Raw genomic sequence first — 24,346 nt, 5'->3', positions numbered from 1 at the left:
AATATGAGCCAGCACTCTACTGGCTCTTTTTATCTAATTCAATTTGGATGAATGCATCTGAAAATTACGATCATCAATCACAATAGCCTGACGGCAAATCCCCTCTACTTGACGCTGCTTTTCAAAAACTGCCGCTGACATCGGTTCAAAACTATCAAAAAAGCAGATTTCATTTTGATCTATAGAATAAATGAGCGACTGATTTCCAACACCTTCTAAAGTATCGTAGTACACAATCACCATTTTTCCGTTTTGAATTGCAACTTGAATATCTTGATAGCTCAGCGCCGGTCCAGTTGGAATTCTTAATACCTTTGCTTCTTTATAGCTCATACGTTCGCTTTGGCTAATGCTAGGATCCTCATCTGAATGAAATGACACCTCAAATCCTAGTTTCTTTAAAGCGACAGCTAAGGCAATAGTATAGGTGCCTCCTTCATCGTGTCGGCAAACATTAATCAGCTCATCCACATCAATTTGTACTCCATGATGCTGAAGCACCATCCAAACTGCAAAAACGCCACAGTTTGAATCTAGGCTTGCCAACGACTCGGGAATATTTAATGCCATAATTAGAATCTAAAGTGATAATTACGCAGATAATAAACAAAACTGGATTGGCACTAAAAGCTTTTCCAAGTACAATGTTTCGCTAGTCGAGGGATGCTGCGACAATTGATCGGCACTAAAGATCAATTTGCCAGGCTCGACGATCGGTTAAACAGTCGTTTTAACCAACAACGGCATCCGCGAACAGAATGATCAATACTATTTTTTCCTAGGAGATCCTGATGAACGCGGTTAATGCTTCATTTACAGATTACAAAGTTGCTGACATCTCTCTTGCTGATTACGGCCGTAAAGAAATCAAACTTGCTGAAGCAGAAATGCCAGCTTTGATCGGCTTACGTAAACGCTATGCAGCTTCTAAACCACTTGCTGGCGCAAAAATTCTTGGTTGTATTCACATGACTATTCAAACAGCTGTTCTTATTGAAACGCTTGTTGAATTAGGTGCTGAAGTACGCTGGACATCATGTAACATTTTCTCTACTCAAGACCATGCTGCTGCTGCAATTGCTGCTCGCGGTATTCCAGTTTTTGCTTGGAAAGGTGAAACTGAAGAAGAATACGTATGGTGTTTAGAGCAACAGATCAATGTAAATGGCCAACCTTGGGATGCCAACATGATCTTGGACGATGGCGGTGACTTAACTGCTCTTGTTCATGAAAAATACCCTACTCTTTTAGAACGTATTCACGGTATTACCGAAGAAACTACAACAGGTGTTCAACGTCTTATCGAAATGTGGAAAGACGGTTCTTTGAAAGTTCCTGCAATTAACGTAAATGACTCAGTTACTAAATCTAAAAACGACAACAAATATGGTTGCCGTCACTCATTAAATGACGCAATCAAACGTGCAACTGACATGCTTTTGTCTGGTCGCCGTGCACTTGTAGTTGGTTATGGTGACGTAGGTAAAGGTTCTGCTCAATCTTTACGTCAAGAAGGCATGATCGTTCGTGTAACTGAAGTTGACCCAATTTGTGCAATGCAAGCATGTATGGACGGCTATGAAGTTGTATCTCCATACAAGAACGGCGTACAAACAGGCAAAAAAGAAGATATTAACCACGATCTTCTTGGCAACACTGACCTTGTTGTAACAACAACTGGTAACTACCACGTGTGTGATGCAGCAATGTTAGACAGCTTAAAAGCTGGTGCAGTTGTATGTAACATCGGTCACTTTGATACAGAAATCGACACGGCTTATTTACGTGGTTACAAGTGGGTTGAAGTTAAGCCACAAGTTCACCAAGTTTATCGTTCAGAAGATGAAAATAACTACCTTATCCTTCTTTCTGAAGGTCGCCTTGTAAACCTAGGTAATGCAACTGGTCACCCATCACGTGTAATGGATGGTTCTTTTGCTAACCAAGTTTTAGGTCAAATTCACTTATTCCAAGAGAAATTTGCTGATCTTCCTGCAAATGAAAAAGCTGCAAAAATTCGTGTAGAAGTTCTTCCTAAGAAACTTGACGAAGAAGTTGCCGCTGCAATGGTTGCAGGTTTCGGTGGTGTACTTACCCAGTTAACTCAAGAGCAAGCCGATTATTTAGGTGTAGCTGTTGAGGGACCATTCAAGTCTGACGCTTACAAATACTAAGAACTTAAGGGCAGACGGTGAACCGACTGCCCTTTTTTCTAAAATGTTTCGCTGTTTACAAGGATTTGACATGACTAAACGTACACCTATTTCTTTTGAGTTTTTTCCACCAAAAACTGATGCTGGTGCTGAAAAACTTCGTATTGTTCACCAAGAATTACAACTTCTGAACCCTGAGTTTTTCTCAATTACTTATGGGGCTGGTGGTTCTACTCGCGAACGTACTCTAGCTGCTATTGATGATTTCAATGGTAAAGGTACACCAGTTGCACCTCACCTTTCTTGTATTGGTGATGATAAAGCTCGTATTGCTGAGTTACTGGATTTATATAAAGCTCAAGGCATTAACCGTATTGTTGCTTTACGCGGTGACTTACCTTCTGGTCAGGTTGGACTTGGGGAACTTCCGTACGCACAGGATTTAGTACGTTTTATTCGTGAGCACTCAGGTGAGCATTTTCATATTGAAGTTGCAGCTTATCCAGAAATGCATCCTCAAGCTGAAAATCTTGATTCAGATATTCAACGTTTTATTGAAAAAGTACAAGCTGGTGCCAATGCAGGAATTACTCAATTCTTCTTTAATCCAGATTCTTACTTTTATTTTATAGAGCGTTTAGAGCAAGCTGGAATTAACATTCCGGTGGCTCCAGGAATCATGCCTATTACCAATGCAAGCAACTTAATTCGCTTTGCAGACGGTACGGGTGCTGAAATTCCTCGCTGGATCCGTAAGCAATTACAAGCCTATGGTGATGACAGTGAAAGTATTAAAGCTTTCGGTCATGAAGTTGTTGTTAAGTTGTGTGAACGCCTTATTGCAGGTGGTGCGCCAAGCTTACACTTCTATTCAATGAATCAAATCGAACCAACTCGTCAACTCGTTGTTGATCTTGGTTTAAATTAATTTTGTAAGGCGCACCCAATGAACCGTTTTTTTATCGAAACTGAACTTACAGTTGGCTCAACAATTCAACTGACAGAATCAGTATTCCATCATTGGGTGCGTGTTTTACGTGCACAACTACAAGAACAAGCGACTCTATTTAATGGACAAGGTGGGGAATATCTCGCGACTTTGACAGAAATTAATAAAAAAAATGCGTTTGTCACCATTGAGAATTTTAACCCTGCAAACCGTGATGCCCCTTTTAAAGCTGTTTTAGGTCAAGTCATGAGTAAAGGCGATCGAATGGATTATGCCATTCAGAAAGCCACTGAATTGGGTGTAAGTCAGATTCAATTGCTAACAAGTGAGCGTTGTGAAATGCGCTTAAAATACGACCGCGATCAAAAAAAATTAGATCATTGGCAAGCTGTTGCAATTGCAGCATGTGAACAATGTGGCTTGAACTTAGTTCCAGAAGTATTAGCGCCTATTTCTCTTCATGAATGGTTAAGTTCTTCTGAGCTTCCTCAATCTAAATTTGTTTTAGCACCAGAAAAAGAACAAAAAGATGTATTGGCGGGAATACAGCCTGAACTTGCCTTATTGATTGGCCCAGAAGGTGGCCTAAGTGAAAATGAAATTACCCAAGCCAATCAAGCTGGATTTATGAACTGGTGCATTGGTGACCGAGTTTTGCGTACAGAAACTGCCCCTGTTGTTGCCTTGTCTATTTTAAATTATCGATTTTTATCCACCTAAGTTCTCTGCACATTGATTAAATCATTATTTAAAGTTAACTTACTTTTATTGTATGAATAAAATTTCAAATTCTTTTTCACTGATAAATCAGATTCTTTCTGTATATATGTAAAAAAATAGGATAGAAAAATCTTATGTCTGGGCTTCAGGAAGAATATCTACAGCATCAAACAAAAATTGAACAGCTGAAACTTTCAACTCAATATATCCGCTGGTATTTAATTAGCCTGATATTACTGTGCCTCATTTCATATGGTATTTTTTCTTACTATTTTTCATCTACAATAACAATATTTAGCTGGTCTATTGGCCTTACCGTCGTCGCTCTTGTCTGCTTATTATTTATTCCCAACATCTTAACTCACTATCGCACGATTGATTTTACAAAAAAAGCTGATCGTATCTTACAAAGTATTTGTTTATTCTCAGGAATTTTAATTGGAATAAATGTCACAATTATTCATTTTTATCTACCTCCTGAATTAATTGCACTACCAGATGCTCATATTTTAATTGCTTTATTTATTACTTCGGCTCATATCATTGGCCTTACTTTTTTAACCCAACAACCCCGATATTTTTATCTATTATTTATTCCTAGCACTGTCCCTCTACTAATTGCTCAATTCACACATAATCCAATTACTCAGTTACCTTTTTATTTCGCCTATAACCTCACCTTTGTCGCAACTGTGCTTTGTGCATATGCAACTCAACGTAATTACCAAAAGACCTCTCAATTATTATTAAAAAATAAACAGCTCGTTCAAATTTCAGACCAGCACACCCAATGGGCTGAAGAATTATGTGTACAACTCCAACAAGAAGTGAATAAGTCCAAAGATATTGAAGCCCAGCTCCAATTTAATAACCATTTACTTGAGCAAAAAGTACGTGAACGTACCTATGACCTCACTAAAATGAATGAGCAACTCGAAAGCCATCACTATAATTTAGCTTTTGCACATGAAACAGCGGGTATTCGGCCTTGGGATTGGGATATTGAAAGTCAAAGATTGGAAATTACATTTTTCGATCAACAAAAACAAACTCAAACCGCCGTTATTCATCTCAACACGATATTAGATCGTATACACCCAAGCGATAAAAAACTTTTTGATGAACGTTTAAAACAACATTTGGAAGGCGTTACAGATCATTTTAATATCACCTTTCGAATTTTACGTCGAGATGGTTCTTGGAGATGGATTCATGATGTAGGCCGTGTCATCACTAGAGATCCCAAAACACAAAAAGCGCTTCGTATGGTGGGAATGACCCGTGATATACATCAAGAGAAGAAGGATCAAGAACATCTAAGGCTATCTGCAATTGTGCTCGAGCAAGCTGCAGAAGGAATATTTATTTTAGATGAGCACCTAAACTATATTGATGTAAATCCCTACTACGAAAAATTAACCGGATTTTCTAAGTCAGAACTTCTGAATAAAGAACTATTTAGCATTACAATTAATCAAAAAGAATTGCAACAACAGTTTCATACATCAATAACGCAACAACTTCTGGAGACAGGAGAATATATGGGCCAGTTTGATGAAAAGTTTAGTTCTGGCAAAAGCGTATATTTATGGTTGCATATCAATGTGGTCAAAGATGAATTCAATCAAATTACCAATTATATTGGATTTGCACGTGACCTCACTGAGCAAAAGCGCCAAGAGCAACATCTATCTTACTTAAAAAACTACGATAGCCTCACCCATCTGCCTAATCGTCTTTACTACTACAATCAATTACATCAATATCTTGTAAACCCTTCATATAACATTAAAAATTTAGCATTAATACGGGTGAATATTGACCGCTTCCGAGCTTTCAATGAATTTTTAAATAATGATAGTGGTGATGAATTACTTAAACAGTTCGCACAAAGATTACGCTTAATCAATATCAATGCGATTTTAGTCGCCTATTTAAATAGTGATGATTTTGCAATCATTTATGAAATTTCGCCAATTCATCCAAATGTTGAGCAATATTGCCAAAACATTTTACAAGCACTCAATGCACCTTTTTACATTGATAATCACGAATATTTTATTACTGCATCTATCGGTGTTGCATGTTTTCCTGAACATGGCAGGCAAATTGATCATCTCAACAATCATGCAGAGCAAGCTCTTTCCGAGGCAAAACGTTTAGGTGGTAATACAATTTGCTATTACTGCAATAAAACAAATCACTCATATAAAACTGCCGATTTAGAGCAAGAGCTACGTAAAGCCATTCAAAATGATGAATTTGTCATTTATTACCAGCCCAAAATTAATATAAACGATCAATCGATTATCGGTTTTGAAGCACTCATTCGTTGGCAGCATCCTGAAAAAGGATTAATCCTGCCAAATATGTTTATACCTTTTGCTGAGCGTAGTAGCCTGATCTCAGATATTGGGAAAGTTGTTTTAGATAAAGTTGGAAAGCAACTCCAAGAGTGGAAAAATGCTGGTTATATCAATATTCAAGTCTCTGTAAATATTGTCGCTCAACAAATACATCGAGGCTTATTACTCAATGACTTAGATGAGGTTTTGCAAAAATATAATATTCAAGGTTCAGATCTCGAACTTGAAATTACAGAGTCAGCCCTTCTAGATAATACTGCCAATGTAAAAACACTATTACACGCGATAAAACAACGAGATATCTCAATTGCTTTAGATGACTTTGGTACGGGTTATTCCTCTTTAGCCTATTTGACAGAGTACCCAATTGACGTATTAAAAATTGATCGTGCTTTTATTTCTAAAATTGGTGATCACAAACAAGAAGCTATTGTAAATGCAATGATCGCGATGGGTAAAAGTATGGGACTTAAACTGGTTGCTGAAGGTGTAGAAACAAAAGAACAAGTCACCTATCTACAAAAACAACAATGTGATTTTTTACAAGGCTATTTCTTTAGTCGCCCTATTCCTGCCGAGCAGATTATTCCTTATCTACAAACAAATCCGCATATTTCTTAATTGTTCCAATCATCTACTTTACCTATGCTGCTTTTTCCAAAAATGAGCGTTTTTGACTGTGAGAAATAAAGAAGTAGTGTTATATTCTTTAGCATTTAGCTCACCACGGGGCTATTGGCAATTCGTCTACTATTCTCTTAATTGGTAAAAATTAAAGCGTAGTTAAAGAAGTGAGTTGCCTCTCCCTAAATGAGCAATTTGACTAGTTTGCTTTTTTGTATCAAATAGAGACTCAGATGGACGATCAATCTTTAAAACAGGCCGCTTTAAATTACCATGAATATCCAAACCCAGGGAAAATCAGCGTCACCCCAAGTAAGCAACTTGTCAACCAACGAGATTTGGCTTTAGCCTACTCACCAGGAGTTGCTGCGCCATGTTTAGAGATTGAGCGTGATCCATCTGCTGCTGCTAAATATACAGCTCGCGGAAACTTGGTTGCCGTAGTCAGTAACGGTACAGCTGTTCTTGGTTTAGGTAATATTGGACCATTAGCGTCTAAACCTGTAATGGAAGGTAAAGGCGTACTTTTCAAGAAGTTTGCTGGTGTTGACGTATTTGACATCGAAATTGCAGAAAACGATCCAGATAAAATTGTAGATATTGTTGCCTCTCTTGAGCCAACTTTCGGTGGTATCAACCTCGAAGATATTAAAGCGCCAGAATGTTTCTATATCGAAAAGAAACTTCGCGAACGCATGAAAATTCCTGTATTCCATGACGATCAACACGGTACAAGTATCATTGTAGGTTCAGCTTTGCTTAATGCATTGCAACTTGTAAATAAGAAAATTGATGAAATCAAAATTGTAGCTTCAGGTGCAGGCGCTGCTGCCCTTTCTTGTTTAGATTTACTTTGTGCTTTAGGCGTAAATAAAGAAAATATCATTGTTGCCGATTCTCGCGGTCTACTCACTACTTCACGTGAAGGCTTGGATGAATCGAAAAAACGTTATGTTCAAGACATTAAAGCGACTCAGTTACATGAAGTAATGGCTGGTGCTGATATGTTCTTGGGTCTTTCTGCTGCTGGTATTCTCACCAAAGAAATGGTGAAACAGATGGCTGAGAACCCTATTATTTTTGCTTTGGCAAACCCAGATCCAGAAATTTTACCTGAACATGCACATGAAGTACGTCCTGATGTAATCATGGCAACTGGTCGTTCTGACTATCCAAACCAAGTAAACAACGCATTATGTTTCCCTTACATTTTCCGTGGTGCGCTTGACGTTGGTGCAACAACGATTAATGAAGACATGAAAATTGCATGTGTACATGCAATTGCACGTATGGCACACGTAGAAGCAGATGCAGCAACTTATGGCGAAAAATCTGCTTCATTTGGCCGTGACTACTTAATTCCACGTCCACTTGATCAACGTTTAATTTTAGAAATTGCCCCTGCTGTTGCTAAAGCTGCAATGGATTCAGGTGTTGCAACTCGTCCGATCGAAGATTTCTCTGCATACCGTCAAAAATTATCTGAGTTTGTTTATAACTCTGCATTCTTGATGAAACCGATTTTTGCTCAAGCAAAAACTGATCCTAAACGCATCGCATATGCTGAAGGTGAAGATGAGCGCGTATTACGTGCAGTGCAAATCGCAGTTGATGAAGATTTAGCTAAACCAATTTTAGTAGGTCGTACTGCTGTAATTGAAGCTAATATCAAAAAATTAGGCTTACGTTTACAACATGGCGTAAACATTGAGATTGTAGATCAAGAACAAAACCCGATGTATGAAGAGTTTTGGAAAGACTACTATCAAACTATGCAACGCAAAGGTATTACTGTTGAATATGCTCAACGTGAAGCACGTCGCCGTTCAACATTAATTGCATCTCTACTGGTTAAATTCGGTAAAGCAGACGGTATGTTATGTGGTACTTACAGTAGCTATAACATTCACCTTGACTTTGTACGCAATGTCATCGGTCTAAAAGAAGGTATGAATAACTTCTTCACCTTAAATGCATTAATGCTTGAAGATCGTAACTTGTTTATTGCTGATACATACGTAAATACAAACCCGACTGCTGAACAACTTGCTGAAATGACTATTTTAGCAGCTGAAGAAGTACGTCGTTTTGGTATTACTCCGCGTGTAGCCCTGCTTTCTCATTCAAGTTTTGGTAGTGACCAGACTGACTCAAGTGCTCAAAAAATGCGTGAAGTTTATCGTATTTTATCTGAGCAAGCTCCTGAGCTTGAAGTTGAAGGTGAAATGCACGGTGATGCAGCATTAGACGAAAACATTCGTCAATTTGCATTCCCTGGCTCACGTTTCAAAGGTTCGGCAAACTTGCTCATTATGCCAAACCTAGATGCAGCAAATATTTCATTTAACTTGTTGAAAGCAACTTCTGGTAACAACGTTACTATTGGTCCAATTTTACTTGGTGCAGCAAAACCTGTTCATATTTTGACACCTACAGCAACAACTCGTCGTCTTATCAATATGACTGCTTTAACTGTTGCTGAAATCCAACAACAAGAAAAGTAATTTAGAAACTGCTTTTTACGAAAAGCATCTCTAATGACTTGAGAAAACCTCTATTCTGTAGCATGATTGCTTGAAGAATAGAGGTTTTTTCATGCAAGTGTATTTAGTAGGCGGTGCCGTCCGTGATTTTTTACTTGGGCATCCCTATCAAGAAAAAGATTATGTTGTTGTCGGTGCAACGCCGGAACACATGCTCGCCCAAGGTTTTCAACCTGTAGGCAAAGATTTTCCTGTGTTTCTTCATCCCGAAACGAAAGAAGAATATGCACTTGCACGTACTGAAAGAAAATCTGGTAAAGGCTACCACGGCTTTCAATTTTTTACCGATACCACAGTAAGTTTAGAAGAAGATTTAATTCGCCGTGATTTAACCATCAATGCCATAGCAATGGATCAAGATGGCAAATTATACGATCCATATGGCGGTCAAACAGATTTAGAAAATAAAACTTTACGTCATGTTTCAGAAGCTTTTGCTGAAGATCCTTTACGTGTTTTACGTGTTGCACGCTTTGCGGCTCGCTATTCTTCATATGGTTTTCAGATTGCGCCAGAGACAATGCAGCTTATGCAAACCATGGCCGAATCAGGTGAGCTTGATGCCTTAACACCAGAACGTATATGGAAAGAGACTTCTCGCGCACTTTTAGAAGATCATGCGGATGTTTATTTTCAGACATTACGTGACTGTGGGGCGTTGAAACATCTTTTCCCTGAAATTGACGCATTATTTGGTGTACCACAGCGCCCTGAATATCATCCAGAAGTGGACTGCGGCATACATACCTTAATGTCGTTACAGCAAGCTTGTAAATCAAACTATTCACTTGATGTTCGATTTGCTGTTTTAGTACATGATTTGGGTAAAGCATTGACTCCAGCTAACGAACTTCCTCGCCACATCATGCATGAAGAACGTGGAGTAAAACCTGTTACCGAGTTATGTGAACGTTTAAAAGTTCCAACTCAAACTCGACAGTTGGCATTATCAGTGTGTAAAGAACATCTAAAATGTCATCAGATTATGTCGTTAAAACCAGGAACAGTATGGCGTCTATTACAGCGTCTAGATGTATTACGTCGTCCTGAGAGAGTGGAAGCTTTTGTACAAGCATGTGAATGTGATGCTAAAGGAAGATTAGGTTTAGAAGACCGACCTTATCCACAAGCTCAGTACATGTTAGATGCGATGCAAATCGTTCGCTCTATTAAAGTTCAGGATTTACCTGAAAACATTAAAGGTGCGGAGATTGGTGAAATGCTCATTCAGTACCGTATTGATGCTTTAACTGAGTTCAAACATCAGCATCAAGCACTGTCTCATACTTAATTAACACCAAGAAAAAAGCCTCATTACGAGGCTTTTTTATCTTTACTGTTTAGGCAGCGGTATAAATTGTGATTGAGTATTTTGGTTTTTTCTTTCCCCTACTGTCACCACAAAGTTTTGTTGCTTCCCATCTCGCTCGACCATTACATTAATTTCGCTGTTAGGCGCTTGTAATGCAACATAATTAATCAAATGAGATGCTGAAGTGATTTGTTGGTTATTCACCTGAATAATTTTATCACCAATCTTAATACCTGCTGATGCAGCTGGACCATTTTTCAAGACATCTGCAACCACAACACCAATTTGCTGTTTAGGTGCTAATACGTCTTCTTGTGTAGGCGGTACTAAACTAATACCTAACCATCCACGGACTACACGGCCATCTTTCAAAATCGAGTTTAAAACTTGTTGGCAAACTTTAGCAGGAATTGCAAAACCAATTCCTAAAGAACCACCTGACTGAGAGAAAATAGCAGTATTTACCCCGATTAAATTCCCAGCCACATCAATTAATGCTCCACCAGAGTTACCTGGGTTAATTGCGGCATCTGTTTGAATAAAGTCTTCATAGGTATTAATGCCTAAATCAGAGCGTTCAGTCGCAGAAATAATACCTTGAGTTACCGTTTGGCCTACGCCAAATGGGTTACCAATTGCTAAGACCACATCACCTACTTCATTACCACTGAGTTTAAATGGCAATACAGGTAATTTATCTAAATCGATTTTAATTACAGCTAAATCAGTATCAGGGTCTGTTCCAACAATCGTTGCTTCTGCACGACGGCCGTCATGTAATGCAACTACAATCTGATCAGCTTGAGCAATCACATGATTATTCGTCAGAATATAACCATCAGCTCGTACAATAACCCCAGAGCCTAAGCTATTTTCATTTTGCTGTTGTTGTTCAGGAACCTGATTTCCAAAAAACTCACGGAAGACCGGATCACTTAATAATGGATGATTTTGTTTAACTTTCTGGGTCGTAAAAATATTAACAACTGCTGGCGCTGCAACTTTTACTGCAGCGCTATAAGATACCACCCCGCCCGCTCGCGAAGTATCAACGAGTGGTTCAACTTTCTCAGCAGGCATTTGCACCCCATCAACTGCAACAGTTGGTTTCGGCTGATGGTATTTTTGCCATGCAATAAAACTGGCAATTACAATAATAAGTAACACCCAAGGTAACCATGTAAAGGTGCGGCGCACGTTCATATCCTCTACGCAAAGAAGTTTTTAATTAAATTAATATATTGAACAAAAAGAGTTTTCAGTTAAGCATTTTAAATTAAATATGTCGATATACATAAAAAAGTCAAAAAAGATTTGTCTAGCTTTAGTTACACAACAAAATATGTTTCTATAGCTTTAGCAATTATTTACTACTCAATTCAGGAAATATCATGGCAAATTTGCATGAAATTATTCAGTGGTGCGACCAAACCTTAAAAGCGGCAGAATTTAAAGATTACGCACCAAATGGCCTGCAAATTGAAGGTTCAACTGAAGTAAAACGTATCGTTTGTGCGGTTACTGCTTCCGAAGATGCGATTGATGCAGCAATTGCTCAAAATGCAGATTTATTACTCGTACATCATGGTTATTTTTGGAAGGGTGAACCGTATCCAATTATTGGAATGCGAGGCAACCGCATTAAAAAACTCATTCAAAATAATATTTCATTAGTCGCTTATCATCTACCTTTAGATGCACACCCAACTTTGGGCAACAATGTAGCGATTGCAGAAAAACTAAACTTGAAGAATTTAGAACCACTCGATTTAACCGAGAAACATCCGATTGGTAATATTGGTTATTTAGAGCAAGCAGTTTCTGTAGATGAGTTTAAAGCACAGCTTCAAAACAGTTTTGATTTTAAAGTGATTCATTTGCCAGCAGAAAAGCAAAGCATTCAAAAAGTAGGCTTCTGTACAGGCGGCGCTCAAGATTTTATTGCTAAAGCTGCTTTGCAAAATTGTGATGCTTATATTTCAGGTGAAGTCAGTGAACGAACTTTTTATGAAGCAAAAGAATTAGGGGTTCACTATTTCGCCTGTGGTCACCATGCTACTGAGCGTTATGGAGTTCAGCGTTTGGCACAAGCGATCTCAAAACAGTTTTCAATTGAAGCTGAATATTTTGAATTGAATAATCCGATTTAATTAAGTCTTTTTTTCAATCTGTGTTATGCGTATTAATTAGATCTTTATTGTGTATAGTTCTTTAAAACGATGCCCTATTGTTACCAGAATCATTTACAATAGAGCCACTTAATTGTATAACCCAGCAAATGCAAGGAATAGGAACATGACAACCATTACTTTACCTGCACTTCCATATGGCTATGATGATTTAGCGCCACATATTAGTAAAGAAACTTTAGAATACCATCACGATAAACACCACAATACCTATGTTGTTAACTTAAACAACTTAATCAAAGGGACTGACCTTGAAGGTAAAACTTTAGAAGAAATCATTAAAGCGACTGCTGGTGATGCATCTAAAGCTGGTATTTTCAACAATGCTGCTCAAGTTTGGAACCACACTTTCTACTGGAACAGCATGAAGCCAAATGGTGGTGGTAAGCCTACTGGCGCAATCGCTGCTAAAATTGACGAAGCTTTTGGTAGCTACGAAAAGTTTGCAGAAGAATTTACTGCTGCTGCAACAACTCAATTCGGTTCAGGTTGGGCTTGGTTAGTTGCTGATGAAGTAAACGGTAAATTATCTATTACTAAAACTTCTAATGCAGACACTCCACTTGCACATGGCCAAATTGCTGTATTAACAATTGACGTATGGGAACATGCTTACTACATCGATTTCCGTAACTTACGTCCTAAATACATCGCAACTTTCCTAGAAAGCCTTGTGAACTGGGACTATGCAAATGCAAAACTTGCAGGTCAACCAGCTGGTGTAGAGAAATAATTTTATTTCTTTATGAAAAACCACCCTATTTGGGGTGGTTTTTTTATTTTTAATACAGCAAAAGCATATTAATCAAGCAAACGATTCATTTTCTTTAATATTCTTATTGACGCTTTTAGATTTCATCCATAAAATGCGCATCAGATTCTCCAATAGCTCAGTCGGTAGAGCGACGGACTGTTAATCCGCAGGTCCCTGGTTCGAGCCCAGGTTGGAGAGCCATCTACTAATCTCCCATAGCTCAGTCGGTAGAGCGACGGACTGTTAATCCGCAGGTCCCTGGTTCGAGCCCAGGTGGGAGAGCCAAGATTCTAAAAGCCCGCATTTATTGCGGGTTTTTTCTTTTCTAATGATTTAATAATTTTTCATTATTTTGAATAAAATCAATGTTTCGAGTATTTTTAAACCAAACGATTAGATATTCACTCTAATTCTGTTATTAAGGCTTGACCCAGCCCTCTTTCCTGCCTAAAATCCTTTTCCAGATTCTCCCATAGCTCAGTCGGTAGAGCGACGGACTGTTAATCCGCAGGTCCCTGGTTCGAGCCCAGGTGGGAGAGCCAAGATTCTTAAAAACCCACTCATCATGAGTGGGTTTTTATTTGTATGATGCCTTCACATGTTCGAATCGAGTCACTTATTTTTTATTGTTTTAGGTTGCGTAAGCACCTGTATTTTTCTTCTTGTTTGTTTACGCCCTTATTTATTTCCAAAACAAAAATTCTTTGCTCGCCCTGTCATTACAAACTTTGAAACTCAAATGTTTATACGTTTAAAACAAAGTTTTCCAAATTATCATGTGTTAGCACAAGTGGCGTTTAGCGCATTAATTACCAGTAATGACTATAAAATTCGTAGTCAGTTCAATCGTAAAGTTACTGACTTTGTTGTGCTCAACGACAAGATGGAAGTCATGGCCATCATTGAACTAGATGACCCTACCCATCTTGAAAAAGTAGAAGAAGACCGTATTCGTGATCAAATGCTTACTGAAGCAGGCTACCTTGTAAAGCGTTACACAAATATTCCTACTGTACGCCAATTACAAAAGGATATTCATTAACAAGCTATTTCGATTCAGAATTTGCAGCTTCTTTCTCAGCTATTCTTTTTGCCATCTCTAAACGCTGTTGTTCATATTGTTTTTTATTCTTAGCATCGCTTTTTGCAGCCAAGAAAAGTATTCCAATAATTAGAAAAGGAATAAGTAAACCTAATCCCATTAATAACCAAGGAACAGATTTTTTTTCAACAGGTTGCTGGCTCATAAGTTCTTCAAACTCAAATAGTATCAAATCAAACTGTGTAACAATATAACAAAAAAGGCCCTTTTCAGGACCTTTTTAATTTGAAGATTTTAAATACAAAAAATTATTGTGCTATTCCAGTACATTCAACATTCTTACTGGCATCTATTACTGATGGATCAAGCACTATATTTGTTTTAGCTGGCATCTTAGATTGAACAAATTGATAAATTTCAGCATTTCTACATACAATCGCCTGAGTATGGGCAGCTCCAACAACAGGTACAAATGTCACATCAGTTCCCATTTTTTTAAGTCCCTCTTGTAAGGCATTAGTAACAGGATATGGTACAGCCATATCCGCAGTACCTTGAACAATCATGACTGGTGAATTAATTTTTTTGGTAGCAGGTTGATTATCTACCAAGAATTTTTGTACCGTTGGATTCTCCTGGAAATTACCAGCTAGGCCTGGATAATCTAGAACTGTTTTACCAGTATTAGTCGCAAGAAAATCTCGAATATCATCTGCAAATTTATTATGCAAATCAGTTAAACAGACTCCATTTTCACCCGTAGTGCCTTCTGCAAACTCAGCTATACTTTGAGAACGTTGTTGAAAGATTGCACGATAATTAAATTTAGGTTCATAAGCAGTAATACCCACTGTGGTATATGCAGCATATGCAAGTAGCTCGGCATACACTTCCACAGCCGTACCAACAGGTGCGGTACCAGCCTGCTCTTTCTGAAGAATGTCTCTAATTGCTTGCGGAGCAATTTTAGAAATAATATCGCCAAGGCTAGAAGCTGGTGCTGTTGCAACAGCTCCTTTGTAGTTAGTGTCGTTATTAGCAAATTCAGCTGTTCCTAATGAAGCATGGCCTCCTTGAGACTGCCCAATTGACATCCATGAACTATTTAACTGACTACCGTAATGATCTTTAGCAGCTTTAACTGCTGCAATTGCAGATTTAGCCTCACTTCCTAAATTAAGGTATGGATGCATGCCTCTAGTACCTAAACCTTCATAGTCAGGTGCCACAATCACATAACCAGCAGCTAATAAAGTATCCGCTAGAATTTTAAAACGTGGATTAATCGTATTGTTGCTTGGTGCACAACTATCCCCTACACCTACTGTGCCGTGCTCCCATACCACTACGCGATAACCATCTTTTGGTTGAGCAACTTTAGGGAACATTACCAAAGCAGTTGCTTCAGCTGTTTTCCCTTGTACATTCACCATGTTATATGTCATCACTTTTATAGATGAAGCACCACTTAAGGTATCCTTAGAATAGGATTTTTCAGAAACATAAGTTTTATCAGGATTTACACCAATATAGTCATCATCATCGTCATTACACGCTGTAAGAAATAGTGCTGAAGTTGATAATGTTATAGCTAAAGCAATTTTTGACCGTTTCATAGAATATCCTTTTTATGTGTTATTTATTCCGCATATTTTTATGCACAAATATTAAGACATAAAAAAAGTGCTCTGCATAGAACACTTTTCAACCTCACGGTCATTTTTACTATATGAAATTTAAAAATATTCCTAGAAAAATGATTAATCCCACCCAACGATTGTGACGAAATGCCCAAAAACAAACTTGAGGGTTGCGGTCTTTGGTTTTAACTGTTTGATATACAAAATCAAAGGCCACTACAACTAAAGCAATAATTGCCCAGGGGAATAAAATATTTTCTAAATATAGTGCAGTACCAATCAAAACAAGACTAGTTGCTTGTAAAAGAGCAATAATCTGGATGTCATATCGGCCAAAAAGAATAGCTGTAGATTTCACGCCAATCTTTAAATCATATTCACGATCTGTAATTGCATATTGAGTGTCAAAAGCCACTGTCCATGCCAAATTACCAAAATAAATTAGCCAACACGTTATATCTAAAGGCTTACCCATTGCAGTAAATGACATTGGAATCCCCCAAGAAAATGCCATACCTAACACTACTTGCGGTAAATGGGTATAACGTTTCATAAAAGGATATATAAATGCTAACGCCAAGCCCCCTAATGCACAGTAGAACGTCGCGATAGGTAAAAAGAACAGCGTACAAGCACTGGCAAATACTAATGCTAAAAATACATATACCGCTTCTCTTGGACTAATTACCCCTGTTGCCAAAGGGCGCGTTTTTGTACGCTCTACATGTCCATCTACTTTACGATCAGCAAAATCATTAATCGCACAGCCAGCGGCACGCATAAAAATTGTACCGAATACCATCGCCAAAAGAATATGTAGAGGTGGCATTCCCTCTGCTGCAATCCAAAGTGCCCACATGGTTGGCCAAAACACCAGTTCTGTTCCAACAGGCTTATCAAATCGACATAGATAATAATAAGCTTCTAAACGCTGACGCCATGTTGTGCCTGTTGCAGTCGTCATAGTAATTCCTTGTCGTGCTGCTGATTTAAAAAAGCTTCAAAAGCCGGTAAGAATGTTTCTTGGACGATAAATTTACATCCATGCCAAGTATAGCAACTTTGTCGCGTCCAGCCTTCTGGCAAACGAATGACACGACGGTCACAAAGCGGAGTTGTTCTTTGAAATAGAAAAAAGCCAATCGGTTTAGAACCGATGTGCTGAAATATACGCGCTTTTTTTTGTAAACTTTGAATTGGAAAAATACTTTTTGCTTTCACCCACGGCTCTGCTTCACAGCCATATAAGTAGGTTTCCCTTACCCATGAAGTATGAGCATGAGACATGTTCATCCATTGGCTATCTACAAACGTTAAACGCTGAAAGTGTTCTTTAAAGGGCCTCACACTAAACTGGCCGCCACCGAGCTCAGTTAATTGTTGAGTCAGAGAACCAGAAGCATACAACCATGTTTTCAACTCAGGATTTAAAGCCTTTTCCTGTTTAAGTACTGGTTGTCGTTTACGCATAATCTGCTCACATGAAAACTCGCACTTAGTTTACTCCAATTTTTTGATAAAAAACGTAGAGAATTCAATCAACATTCCAGGCAATAAAAAAGCCTGCATATGCAGGCTTTTTTACGAAATACGTATTACAAGCTGTAGTACATATCGAATTCAACTGGATGAGTAGTCGTGTTAAGACGACGTACATCTTCAGTTTTAAGTTCGATGTATGCATCAAGCATTTCTTTAGTGAATACGCCGCCTTTTAACAAGAATTCGTGATCTGCTTGAAGTGCTTCAAGAGCCATATCTAAGCTATGAGCAACTGTTGGGATTTTTGCTTCTTCTTCTGGAGGAAGATCATACAAGTTCTTATCAGCAGCTTCGCCCGGATGGATCTTGTTTTGGATACCGTCGATACCAGCCATTAACAATGCAGCGAAACCTAAGTACGGGTTCATCATTGGGTCTGGGAAACGAGCTTCGATACGCTTACCTTTAGGGCTAGAAACGTATGGAATACGGATAGAAGCAGAACGGTTACGTGCTGAGTAAGCAAGCATGATTGGTGCTTCGAAGTGAGGAACCAAACGCTTGTATGAGTTTGTAGATGGGTTTGTGATTGCATTCAATGCACGAGCGTGCTTGATGATACCACCGATGAAATACAATGCCATTTCTGAAAGGCCTGCATATTCATCACCAGCAAACAAGTTTTTGCCATCTTTAGAGATAGACATGTGAACGTGCATACCAGAACCGTTATCACCTACCATTGGTTTAGGCATAAACGTAGCTGTTTTTGCATATTGATGTGCAACGTTCCAAACAGCATATTTGAACTGTTGAACTTCATCAGCTTTACGTACAAGTGTATTGAAGCTCACACCAATTTCTAACTGGCAAGAAGCAACTTCGTGGTGATGTACTTCTACACGACCTGGACCCATGATGTCTTCGATTTTTGCACACATTTCTGCACGCATATCTTGTGAAGAATCAACTGGAGGAACTGGGAAGTAACCGCCTTTAACACGTGGACGGTGACCAGAGTTACCAGACTCGTAATCTTTACCAGTAGACCAAGCAGCTTCTTCAGCGATTAATGTATGACGAGCGCCAGACATATCGATGTCCCACTTCACTTCGTCAAATACAAAGAATTCTGGTTCTGGACCAAAGAATGCAGTATCACCGATACCTGTAGATTTTAAGTATTCTTCTGCACGGCGAGCAATCGAACGCGGGTCACGCTCATAACCTTGACCAGTTGAAGGTTCAATAACGTCACAAGTCACAACTACAGTTGGTTCAGCAAAGAACGGGTCGATAAAACCAGTTTCCGCATCTGGACGTAAAATCATGTCAGATGCTTCAATGCCTTTCCAACCAGCGATTGAAGAACCATCAAACATTTTACCGTCTTCAAAAGTATCTTCATCAATAGAATCAGCTGGGTAAGTTACGTGCTGCTCTTTACCCTTAGTATCAGTAAAGCGAAAATCGACCCATTTTGCGCCACTTTCTTGTATGAGTTGAAGGACCTTGTTCGCCATGCTCATTTTGCTCCAATGAAATTTTGTTGCACTTGTTAAGTGCGTGTTAGTTGCTGGTATTTATATAGCAATTCTCATACCAACTTTATAAGACTTACCTAAAACATTGAATTGCTTATAACTATCCATGATTTAGGCCCCTTGTCTTGAACCCATTATACTGTTTGCATAGTTAAATGCACCATATTCAGACATTTTCAAATTATGGCATACAAGAATAGCTCGCAATCGCCCTAATTTAGTGCAAAATTGTTGCGCTAATATGAATCACCGCATCAATATCTAACAGTAATTTGTGATCATAATACTTTCTTATATAGAAATCTGACTTTCTTACTGTAATCCTTAAAAATAATAATCTATTCCCGATAGAACTATTAATCTCTAAATTAGACGATGGTATCTACAATATGCCCTTGCCAAAAAAGTTTGAACATAAATACGATTTCTAAGTAACTCTACACAATTTTTTTAAATAATATCAATTACCACTCTTCACTGCCCATCCATAGAAAGGTTGAGGTTTTAAAGTGTTAATTTAATTTTTCTTATCGTAGTTTTACGCTAGGGCTGGTCTGATCAGCTTTGGTGCAGCAAGAGGAATCTTTTCGACTGATAATTTCAACTTTCTAATTTTTTACCATTTGTTATATACCTTTTTTATACATGACCAACTTGCTTTTTCATTTTAAAAAATCTAAAAAATAAAACATAACTTTTTTTTATAATTAAACAAACTAAAAGTTTTGTTTTATCTAAACTACAAATATGTTCAAAGGATTTGAAATGAAGCATGAACTCGAACAATATGACAGAGCTTTTTTCGGCCATCCAAAACCATTAAAAACTTTATTTTTTACAGAGCTTTGGGAAAGATTTTCTTATTATGGTATTCGGCCTTTACTCGTTCTTTATATGATTGCAATGGTTAATGACGGTGGTTTAGGTCTTGACCGTCCAACTGCAGCCGCCATTGTGGGATTATTTGCAGGTTCCATGTATTTAATGACCGTCTTTGGTGGATGGATTGCCGATAACTGGTTAGGTCAGGCGCGTGCTGTCTGGTATGGTTCTATTATTATTGCACTAGGTCATTTATCAATTGCCCTCACCACCATTTTTGATCAATTCTTTTTTTATTTCGGTCTAGTTCTGATTGTTCTTGGCTCAGGTTTATTTAAAACTTGTATTTCAGTCATTGTAGGAACTTTATACAAAGCTCAAGATAGTAGACGAGATGCTGGATTCTCCATTTTTTATATGGGAATTAATATGGGCTCGTTTATTGCCCCGCTCATTACAGGCCTATTAGCTCGCGATTATGGCTGGCACTTAGGCTTTGGTATTGGTGGTATTGGGATGCTCATTGCTTTATTAATTTTCCGCTTTTTAGCTATCCCGCAGCTCCAAACTTTTAATGAGTTACGTCAAGAAAATGACAATTGGAATAAACCTGTCGTACAAAACAAAAATGCACCAAAAATTGCTTTCTCCTTTTTACTATCTGTTGCAGTCGTTATTGCTCTTACCTTATTTGGTGTCATTCATATCAATCCGGTCGAGGTAGCAACTTATTTAACAGTTGGGATTGGTATTGGGATTATTGCTTATTTTGCATATTTACTGCTTTTCCTGAATTTAGAACAACATGATAAATTTAAAATTATTATTTGCTTTGTTTTATTAGCAGCCTCTGCCCTATTCTGGTCAGCTTTTGAACAAAAGCCCACAACTTTTACTTTATTTGCACAAGACTATACAGATCGTATGTTTTTTGGATTTGAGATTCCAACTGTATGGTTTGAATCAATTAATGCCCTATTCATTATTATTTTTGCCCCAGTTGCAGCATGGCTTTGGGCAAGACTAGGTAAATCAAATAAAGACCCAAGCTATATCAGCAAATTTATTATTGCATTGTTATTCGCAGCAGGTGGCTTTCTTGTTATGTCTTTTGCTAGTCGTTTCGCAATTGCTGGCGGGCTAGTTTCACCATTTTGGTTAGTAGGAACTTTATTTTTACTTACCATAGGAGAACTGTGTTTAAGCCCAATTGGGCTATCAACCATGACTAAACTTGCACCTGATGTCATACGCGGTCAAATTATGGGGCTATGGTTTACTGGCACAGCTTTAGGTAATCTCATCGCTGGCTTAATTGGCGGGCATGTATCAGCAGATAATATTGATCATTTACCAAATCTCTTTATGCGATGCGTTTTGGCATTAGTCGTTGGTGCAATCGTGTTATTTTTATTAAAGAAACCTATCAATAGATTAATGAACAAAAGTACCAGTAAAGTTCAACCTGAGTTGGAAACTATATGAGCGTTTTAACTGTTCCAGAAAAACTTGAGAAACTTCGTCAACTCATGCGCAATCAGCATATTGATGCTTTGATTGTGATGAGTGCCGATCCCCATATGTCAGAATATTTACCAGACTACTGGAAAGTAAGGCAGTGGTTAAGCGGTTTTAGTGGTTCTGTTGGTACGCTTGTGGTGACCCAAAAGTTTGCAGGTCTATGGGCGGATGGTCGCTATTGGGTACAAGCCGAGCAACAACTCGCTGAAACTGGCTTTCAATTACAAAAACTGACCAGTGATGAGTCTTCAACACATCTCGTGTGGATTGAGAAAAATTTATCAACTGGTTCGGTCATTTCAGTAAATGGACAAACGCTTTCAATCCAGCAATTTAAAGCTTTGGAAAATACGGCAAAACAACGTGGCTTTAAACTTGAAACACAGCAAGATTTAATTGGTTCGATCTGGTCTAATCGTCCAGAACTTCCTTTAGAGCAGATTCATTTAATGCCTGAAGGGTTAAATGCCCTATCTCGTAAAGAGAAAATTCAGGCAATTCGCGAGAGCTTAGCTAACAAGAATATTGCGGGTCATTTTATTTCATCTTTAGATGATATTGCTTGGGTCTTAAATGCACGTGGACAAGATGTAGAGTATAACCCTGTATTCCTTTCACATTTGTATATCAGTACTCAACAGGCTGTTTTATTCATTGATAGCAACAAAGTTGATTCAACCTCTCAACAAGCTTTCAAAGCTGATGACATTGAAATTCGTAACTACGAAGATACAGCTAAGTTTTTATCGAATATCTCTGATGCTTCAGTACTTTTAGATCCAGCCAAAGTCTCGATTTTTCATGAACAAGTCATCGCAAAAGATATTCGAGTTGTATACGACATCAACCCGAGTACACTTTTTAAATCACGTAAACATGAAAGTGAAATTGCCCATATCCGTCATGCCATGGTGAAAGACGGAGTCGCGCTTTGCCACTTTTTCCACTGGTTAGAGAAAGCCCTTCATCATGGTGAAAGCATTTCAGAACTCACTATTGATGAGAAGATTACAGCTTTCCGTGCTGAGCAAAACGGATTTATAGGCCCAAGTTTTTCAACGATTGCTGGCTTCAATGCTAATGGTGCTTTACCTCACTACCGTGCAACTGAAGAGCACTATTCATTTATTGAAGGCGATGGTCTATTACTCATTGACTCTGGCGGGCAGTATATTGATGGAACAACAGATATTACCCGTGTTGTTCCCGTCGGGACACCAACAGAGCAACAAAAACGTGACTATACTCTGGTTTTAAAATGTCATATTGCTTTGGCAAAAACGATTTATCCAGAAGGTTTAGCCGCTCCTCTACTCGATTCAATTTGTCGCCATACGCTATGGCAACATGGTTTAGATTATCGCCACGGCACAGGCCACGGCGTAGGCTTTGCGCTTAATGTTCATGAAGGTCCGCAAGTTCTTTCTTATTACGCGCCTATACATGCCTATAGCAAATTGTGTGAAGGAATGATTATTTCTAACGAGCCGGGCTTATACCATGAAGGACAATACGGCATTCGTATTGAAAACCTCGTTGCAAACAAACTTCACTCAGGGTTTGAGAAAACCTACGGCGATTTCTTAGAGTTTGAAACGCTGACTCTTTGCCCGATTCATTTAGATTGTATTGTTGTTGACATGCTAACGAATGAAGAGAAAGACTGGTTAAATAGTTATCATCAAACTGTTCAAGAAAAACTGGCTGAACATTTATCTGGCGATGTTTTAGATTGGTTGATTTATAACACACGTAAGATTTAATCTTCTTTTTGATTAAGGCAGAATAGTTTTTTATTTACAATAGAAGCTTATTCTGCCTTATTTGTACTTATCTCTAATTTCAAAAGGCTCACTTCTTAAAGCCATTTTTTCTGTAAATTTCTAACGAATGAAATAGTTAAACTGGTTACTTCTTTTTTTGCTATATTAGCCCATTAGAAAGCGGCTTTTTATTTGATCAAATAAAAGTACTTTTTAAAAAATGAGTAACATTGTGAGTAAAACTCTAGTCACTTATTAAATATCTATTAATTATCATGAGGTTAAGTTCATCATGCTTCTAATGATCGACAATTACGACTCTTTTACCTACAACATCGTCCAATATTTTGGCGAGTTGAATCAGGAAGTAAAAGTAGTTCGCAATGATCAAGTCACATTAGAGGATATTGAACGATGGCAACCTAAATACCTTGTGATTGGTCCTGGCCCTTGCTCTCCAAGTGAAGCAGGTATTTCAATTCCTGCAATTAATCACTTTGCCGGAAAAATTCCTTTGCTTGGCGTGTGTTTAGGGCATCAAAGTATTGGGCAAGCTTTTGGCGGAAAAATTGTAAGAGCCAAAACGGTGATGCACGGACGTTTATCTGATATGTACCACAGCAATAAGGGTATTTTCAGTAATCTTCCTAGCCCATTCTCGGCAACTCGTTATCACTCTTTGGTGATTGATCAGCAAACACTGCCTGATTGCCTTGAAGTAACATGCTGGACCAATGAAGCAGATGGCTCAATGGAAGAAATTATGGGTGTTAAACATAAGACACTTCCTGTTGAAGGCGTGCAGTTCCATCCTGAATCAATCTTGAGTCAACATGGCCATCAAATCTTTAAAAACTTTTTAGATATCTATGCATAAGGCAGCCGTAAATAGATTATTTTAAAAGTAATTTGATAAGAAACT

General features: G+C 38.2%; 19 protein-coding genes and 3 tRNA genes. 15 read left to right on the top strand and 7 right to left on the bottom strand.

The features are described from left to right. Positions 1 to 33: 33 nt before the first annotated feature. Positions 34 to 570: a cysteine peptidase family C39 domain-containing protein gene (locus tag F928_RS07190; RefSeq protein WP_002118255.1), complete on the bottom strand. Its 537-nt coding sequence runs from the start codon at positions 568 to 570 to the stop codon at positions 34 to 36. 221 nt (positions 571 to 791) lie between these two features. Here F928_RS07190 and ahcY point away from each other — a divergent pair, with 221 nt between their 5' ends. The 6 genes from ahcY (at position 792) to cca (ending at position 10,646) form a co-directional block, all read left to right on the top strand. Next, entirely contained in the window at positions 792 to 2,174 is a 1,383-nt protein-coding gene (gene ahcY, locus F928_RS07185) for an adenosylhomocysteinase (RefSeq protein ID WP_005073425.1), read from the top strand. Positions 2,175 to 2,244: 70 nt separating this feature from the next. Next, on the top strand, positions 2,245 to 3,081 hold the full coding sequence (metF, locus tag F928_RS07180; protein WP_002118150.1) for a methylenetetrahydrofolate reductase [NAD(P)H]: 837 nt from the start codon (positions 2,245 to 2,247) through the stop codon (positions 3,079 to 3,081). Between the two features lie 18 nt (positions 3,082 to 3,099). Then, positions 3,100 to 3,822 carry a 16S rRNA (uracil(1498)-N(3))-methyltransferase gene (locus F928_RS07175; RefSeq protein WP_002118152.1) on the top strand — a complete coding sequence of 241 codons (723 nt, stop codon included), beginning with the start codon at positions 3,100 to 3,102 and terminating at the stop codon, positions 3,820 to 3,822. A 134-nt stretch (positions 3,823 to 3,956) separates the two neighbouring features. Further along, positions 3,957 to 6,809, top strand: coding sequence for a putative bifunctional diguanylate cyclase/phosphodiesterase (locus F928_RS07170; protein ID WP_002118155.1), 2,853 nt, complete (start codon positions 3,957 to 3,959; stop codon positions 6,807 to 6,809). A 236-nt stretch (positions 6,810 to 7,045) separates the two neighbouring features. Next, positions 7,046 to 9,316 (top strand): NADP-dependent malic enzyme, encoded by a 2,271-nt coding sequence (gene maeB, locus F928_RS07165; protein ID WP_002118176.1) that lies wholly within the window; start codon positions 7,046 to 7,048, stop codon positions 9,314 to 9,316. A 91-nt stretch (positions 9,317 to 9,407) separates the two neighbouring features. Further along, on the top strand, positions 9,408 to 10,646 hold the full coding sequence (cca, locus tag F928_RS07160) for a multifunctional CCA addition/repair protein (RefSeq protein WP_005073421.1): 1,239 nt from the start codon (positions 9,408 to 9,410) through the stop codon (positions 10,644 to 10,646). 42 nt (positions 10,647 to 10,688) lie between these two features. Here the strand turns inward: cca and algW are convergent, their stop codons facing one another. After that, positions 10,689 to 11,864, bottom strand: coding sequence for a S1C family serine protease (gene algW, locus F928_RS07155; RefSeq protein ID WP_005068179.1), 1,176 nt, complete (start codon positions 11,862 to 11,864; stop codon positions 10,689 to 10,691). Positions 11,865 to 12,058: 194 nt separating this feature from the next. Between algW and F928_RS07150 the strand changes: the two genes are divergently transcribed. The 6 genes from F928_RS07150 (at position 12,059) to F928_RS07125 (ending at position 14,652) form a co-directional block, all read left to right on the top strand. Next, a complete protein-coding gene (locus tag F928_RS07150) occupies positions 12,059 to 12,817 on the top strand; it encodes a Nif3-like dinuclear metal center hexameric protein (RefSeq protein WP_005073418.1) in 759 nt (252 codons plus the stop codon). Between the two features lie 145 nt (positions 12,818 to 12,962). Further along, entirely contained in the window at positions 12,963 to 13,589 is a 627-nt protein-coding gene (sodB, locus tag F928_RS07145; protein WP_000208083.1) for a superoxide dismutase, read from the top strand. 146 nt (positions 13,590 to 13,735) lie between these two features. Continuing rightward, positions 13,736 to 13,811 (top strand) — tRNA-Asn (locus F928_RS07140). Positions 13,812 to 13,819: 8 nt separating this feature from the next. After that, positions 13,820 to 13,895 (top strand) — tRNA-Asn (locus F928_RS07135). A 181-nt stretch (positions 13,896 to 14,076) separates the two neighbouring features. Continuing rightward, positions 14,077 to 14,152: transfer RNA gene (locus F928_RS07130), tRNA-Asn, on the top strand. 56 nt (positions 14,153 to 14,208) lie between these two features. Beyond that, positions 14,209 to 14,652 carry a DUF2726 domain-containing protein gene (locus F928_RS07125; RefSeq protein WP_005068176.1) on the top strand — a complete coding sequence of 148 codons (444 nt, stop codon included), beginning with the start codon at positions 14,209 to 14,211 and terminating at the stop codon, positions 14,650 to 14,652. 4 nt (positions 14,653 to 14,656) lie between these two features. Here F928_RS07125 and F928_RS07120 read toward each other — a convergent pair whose 3' ends face one another. The 5 genes from F928_RS07120 to glnA all read right to left on the bottom strand — a co-directional run bounded on the left by F928_RS07120 (position 14,657) and on the right by glnA (position 19,303). Beyond that, the gene (locus tag F928_RS07120; RefSeq protein ID WP_000082753.1) at positions 14,657 to 14,857 is read right to left on the bottom strand and encodes a hypothetical protein; all 201 of its coding nucleotides are present in this window, start codon (positions 14,855 to 14,857) and stop codon (positions 14,657 to 14,659) included. A gap of 103 nt (positions 14,858 to 14,960) precedes the next feature. Beyond that, the gene (locus F928_RS07115) at positions 14,961 to 16,268 is read right to left on the bottom strand and encodes an alpha/beta hydrolase family protein (RefSeq protein WP_002119060.1); all 1,308 of its coding nucleotides are present in this window, start codon (positions 16,266 to 16,268) and stop codon (positions 14,961 to 14,963) included. A gap of 109 nt (positions 16,269 to 16,377) precedes the next feature. Continuing rightward, positions 16,378 to 17,256 (bottom strand): 4-hydroxybenzoate octaprenyltransferase, encoded by an 879-nt coding sequence (gene ubiA / locus F928_RS07110; protein ID WP_002119072.1) that lies wholly within the window; start codon positions 17,254 to 17,256, stop codon positions 16,378 to 16,380. After that, positions 17,253 to 17,762 (bottom strand): chorismate--pyruvate lyase family protein, encoded by a 510-nt coding sequence (ubiC, locus tag F928_RS07105; protein ID WP_001231788.1) that lies wholly within the window; start codon positions 17,760 to 17,762, stop codon positions 17,253 to 17,255. Before ubiC ends, ubiA begins: the two co-directional genes overlap by 4 nt. A 125-nt stretch (positions 17,763 to 17,887) precedes the next feature. Continuing rightward, the gene (gene glnA / locus F928_RS07100) at positions 17,888 to 19,303 is read right to left on the bottom strand and encodes a type I glutamate--ammonia ligase (RefSeq protein ID WP_002052696.1); all 1,416 of its coding nucleotides are present in this window, start codon (positions 19,301 to 19,303) and stop codon (positions 17,888 to 17,890) included. Positions 19,304 to 20,065: 762 nt separating this feature from the next. On the opposite strand from glnA, the gene F928_RS07095 reads away from it, so the two are divergent. The 3 genes from F928_RS07095 to trpG all read left to right on the top strand — a co-directional run bounded on the left by F928_RS07095 (position 20,066) and on the right by trpG (position 24,301). Then, entirely contained in the window at positions 20,066 to 21,625 is a 1,560-nt protein-coding gene (locus tag F928_RS07095; protein ID WP_080632640.1) for a peptide MFS transporter, read from the top strand. Next, a complete protein-coding gene (locus F928_RS07090) occupies positions 21,622 to 23,424 on the top strand; it encodes an aminopeptidase P family protein (RefSeq protein ID WP_005073412.1) in 1,803 nt (600 codons plus the stop codon). The genes F928_RS07095 and F928_RS07090 overlap by 4 nt, the downstream gene beginning before the upstream one ends. A 292-nt stretch (positions 23,425 to 23,716) precedes the next feature. After that, positions 23,717 to 24,301 (top strand): anthranilate synthase component II, encoded by a 585-nt coding sequence (gene trpG / locus F928_RS07085; RefSeq protein WP_000925676.1) that lies wholly within the window; start codon positions 23,717 to 23,719, stop codon positions 24,299 to 24,301. The last annotated feature ends 45 nt before the right edge of the window (positions 24,302 to 24,346 follow it).

This window comes from Acinetobacter pittii ATCC 19004 = CIP 70.29 (assembly GCF_000369045.1).
Classification (GTDB): domain Bacteria; phylum Pseudomonadota; class Gammaproteobacteria; order Pseudomonadales; family Moraxellaceae; genus Acinetobacter; species Acinetobacter pittii.
Note: the sequence above shows the minus strand (reverse complement) of the source record. Positions and strands in the feature narration are given on the sequence as shown.

What these genes read in the sequence shown, in the direction of transcription:
- F928_RS07090 (WP_005073412.1), top strand. Translation starts at nt 21,622, where the DNA reads ATGAGCGTTTTAACTGTTCCAGAAAAACTTGAGAAACTTCGTCAACTC.
- glnA (WP_002052696.1), bottom strand. Translation starts at nt 19,303, where the DNA reads ATGAGCATGGCGAACAAGGTCCTTCAACTCATACAAGAAAGTGGCGCA.
- sodB (WP_000208083.1), top strand. Translation starts at nt 12,963, where the DNA reads ATGACAACCATTACTTTACCTGCACTTCCATATGGCTATGATGATTTA.
- F928_RS07095 (WP_080632640.1), top strand. Translation starts at nt 20,066, where the DNA reads ATGTTCAAAGGATTTGAAATGAAGCATGAACTCGAACAATATGACAGA.
- cca (WP_005073421.1), top strand. Translation starts at nt 9,408, where the DNA reads ATGCAAGTGTATTTAGTAGGCGGTGCCGTCCGTGATTTTTTACTTGGG.
- ubiA (WP_002119072.1), bottom strand. Translation starts at nt 17,256, where the DNA reads ATGACGACTGCAACAGGCACAACATGGCGTCAGCGTTTAGAAGCTTAT.
- ahcY (WP_005073425.1), top strand. Translation starts at nt 792, where the DNA reads ATGAACGCGGTTAATGCTTCATTTACAGATTACAAAGTTGCTGACATC.
- F928_RS07120 (WP_000082753.1), bottom strand. Translation starts at nt 14,857, where the DNA reads ATGAGCCAGCAACCTGTTGAAAAAAAATCTGTTCCTTGGTTATTAATG.
- ubiC (WP_001231788.1), bottom strand. Translation starts at nt 17,762, where the DNA reads ATGCGTAAACGACAACCAGTACTTAAACAGGAAAAGGCTTTAAATCCT.
- F928_RS07150 (WP_005073418.1), top strand. Translation starts at nt 12,059, where the DNA reads ATGGCAAATTTGCATGAAATTATTCAGTGGTGCGACCAAACCTTAAAA.
- F928_RS07190 (WP_002118255.1), bottom strand. Translation starts at nt 570, where the DNA reads ATGGCATTAAATATTCCCGAGTCGTTGGCAAGCCTAGATTCAAACTGT.
- F928_RS07170 (WP_002118155.1), top strand. Translation starts at nt 3,957, where the DNA reads ATGTCTGGGCTTCAGGAAGAATATCTACAGCATCAAACAAAAATTGAA.
- trpG (WP_000925676.1), top strand. Translation starts at nt 23,717, where the DNA reads ATGCTTCTAATGATCGACAATTACGACTCTTTTACCTACAACATCGTC.
- F928_RS07175 (WP_002118152.1), top strand. Translation starts at nt 3,100, where the DNA reads ATGAACCGTTTTTTTATCGAAACTGAACTTACAGTTGGCTCAACAATT.
- metF (WP_002118150.1), top strand. Translation starts at nt 2,245, where the DNA reads ATGACTAAACGTACACCTATTTCTTTTGAGTTTTTTCCACCAAAAACT.
- maeB (WP_002118176.1), top strand. Translation starts at nt 7,046, where the DNA reads ATGGACGATCAATCTTTAAAACAGGCCGCTTTAAATTACCATGAATAT.
- F928_RS07115 (WP_002119060.1), bottom strand. Translation starts at nt 16,268, where the DNA reads ATGAAACGGTCAAAAATTGCTTTAGCTATAACATTATCAACTTCAGCA.
- F928_RS07125 (WP_005068176.1), top strand. Translation starts at nt 14,209, where the DNA reads ATGTTCGAATCGAGTCACTTATTTTTTATTGTTTTAGGTTGCGTAAGC.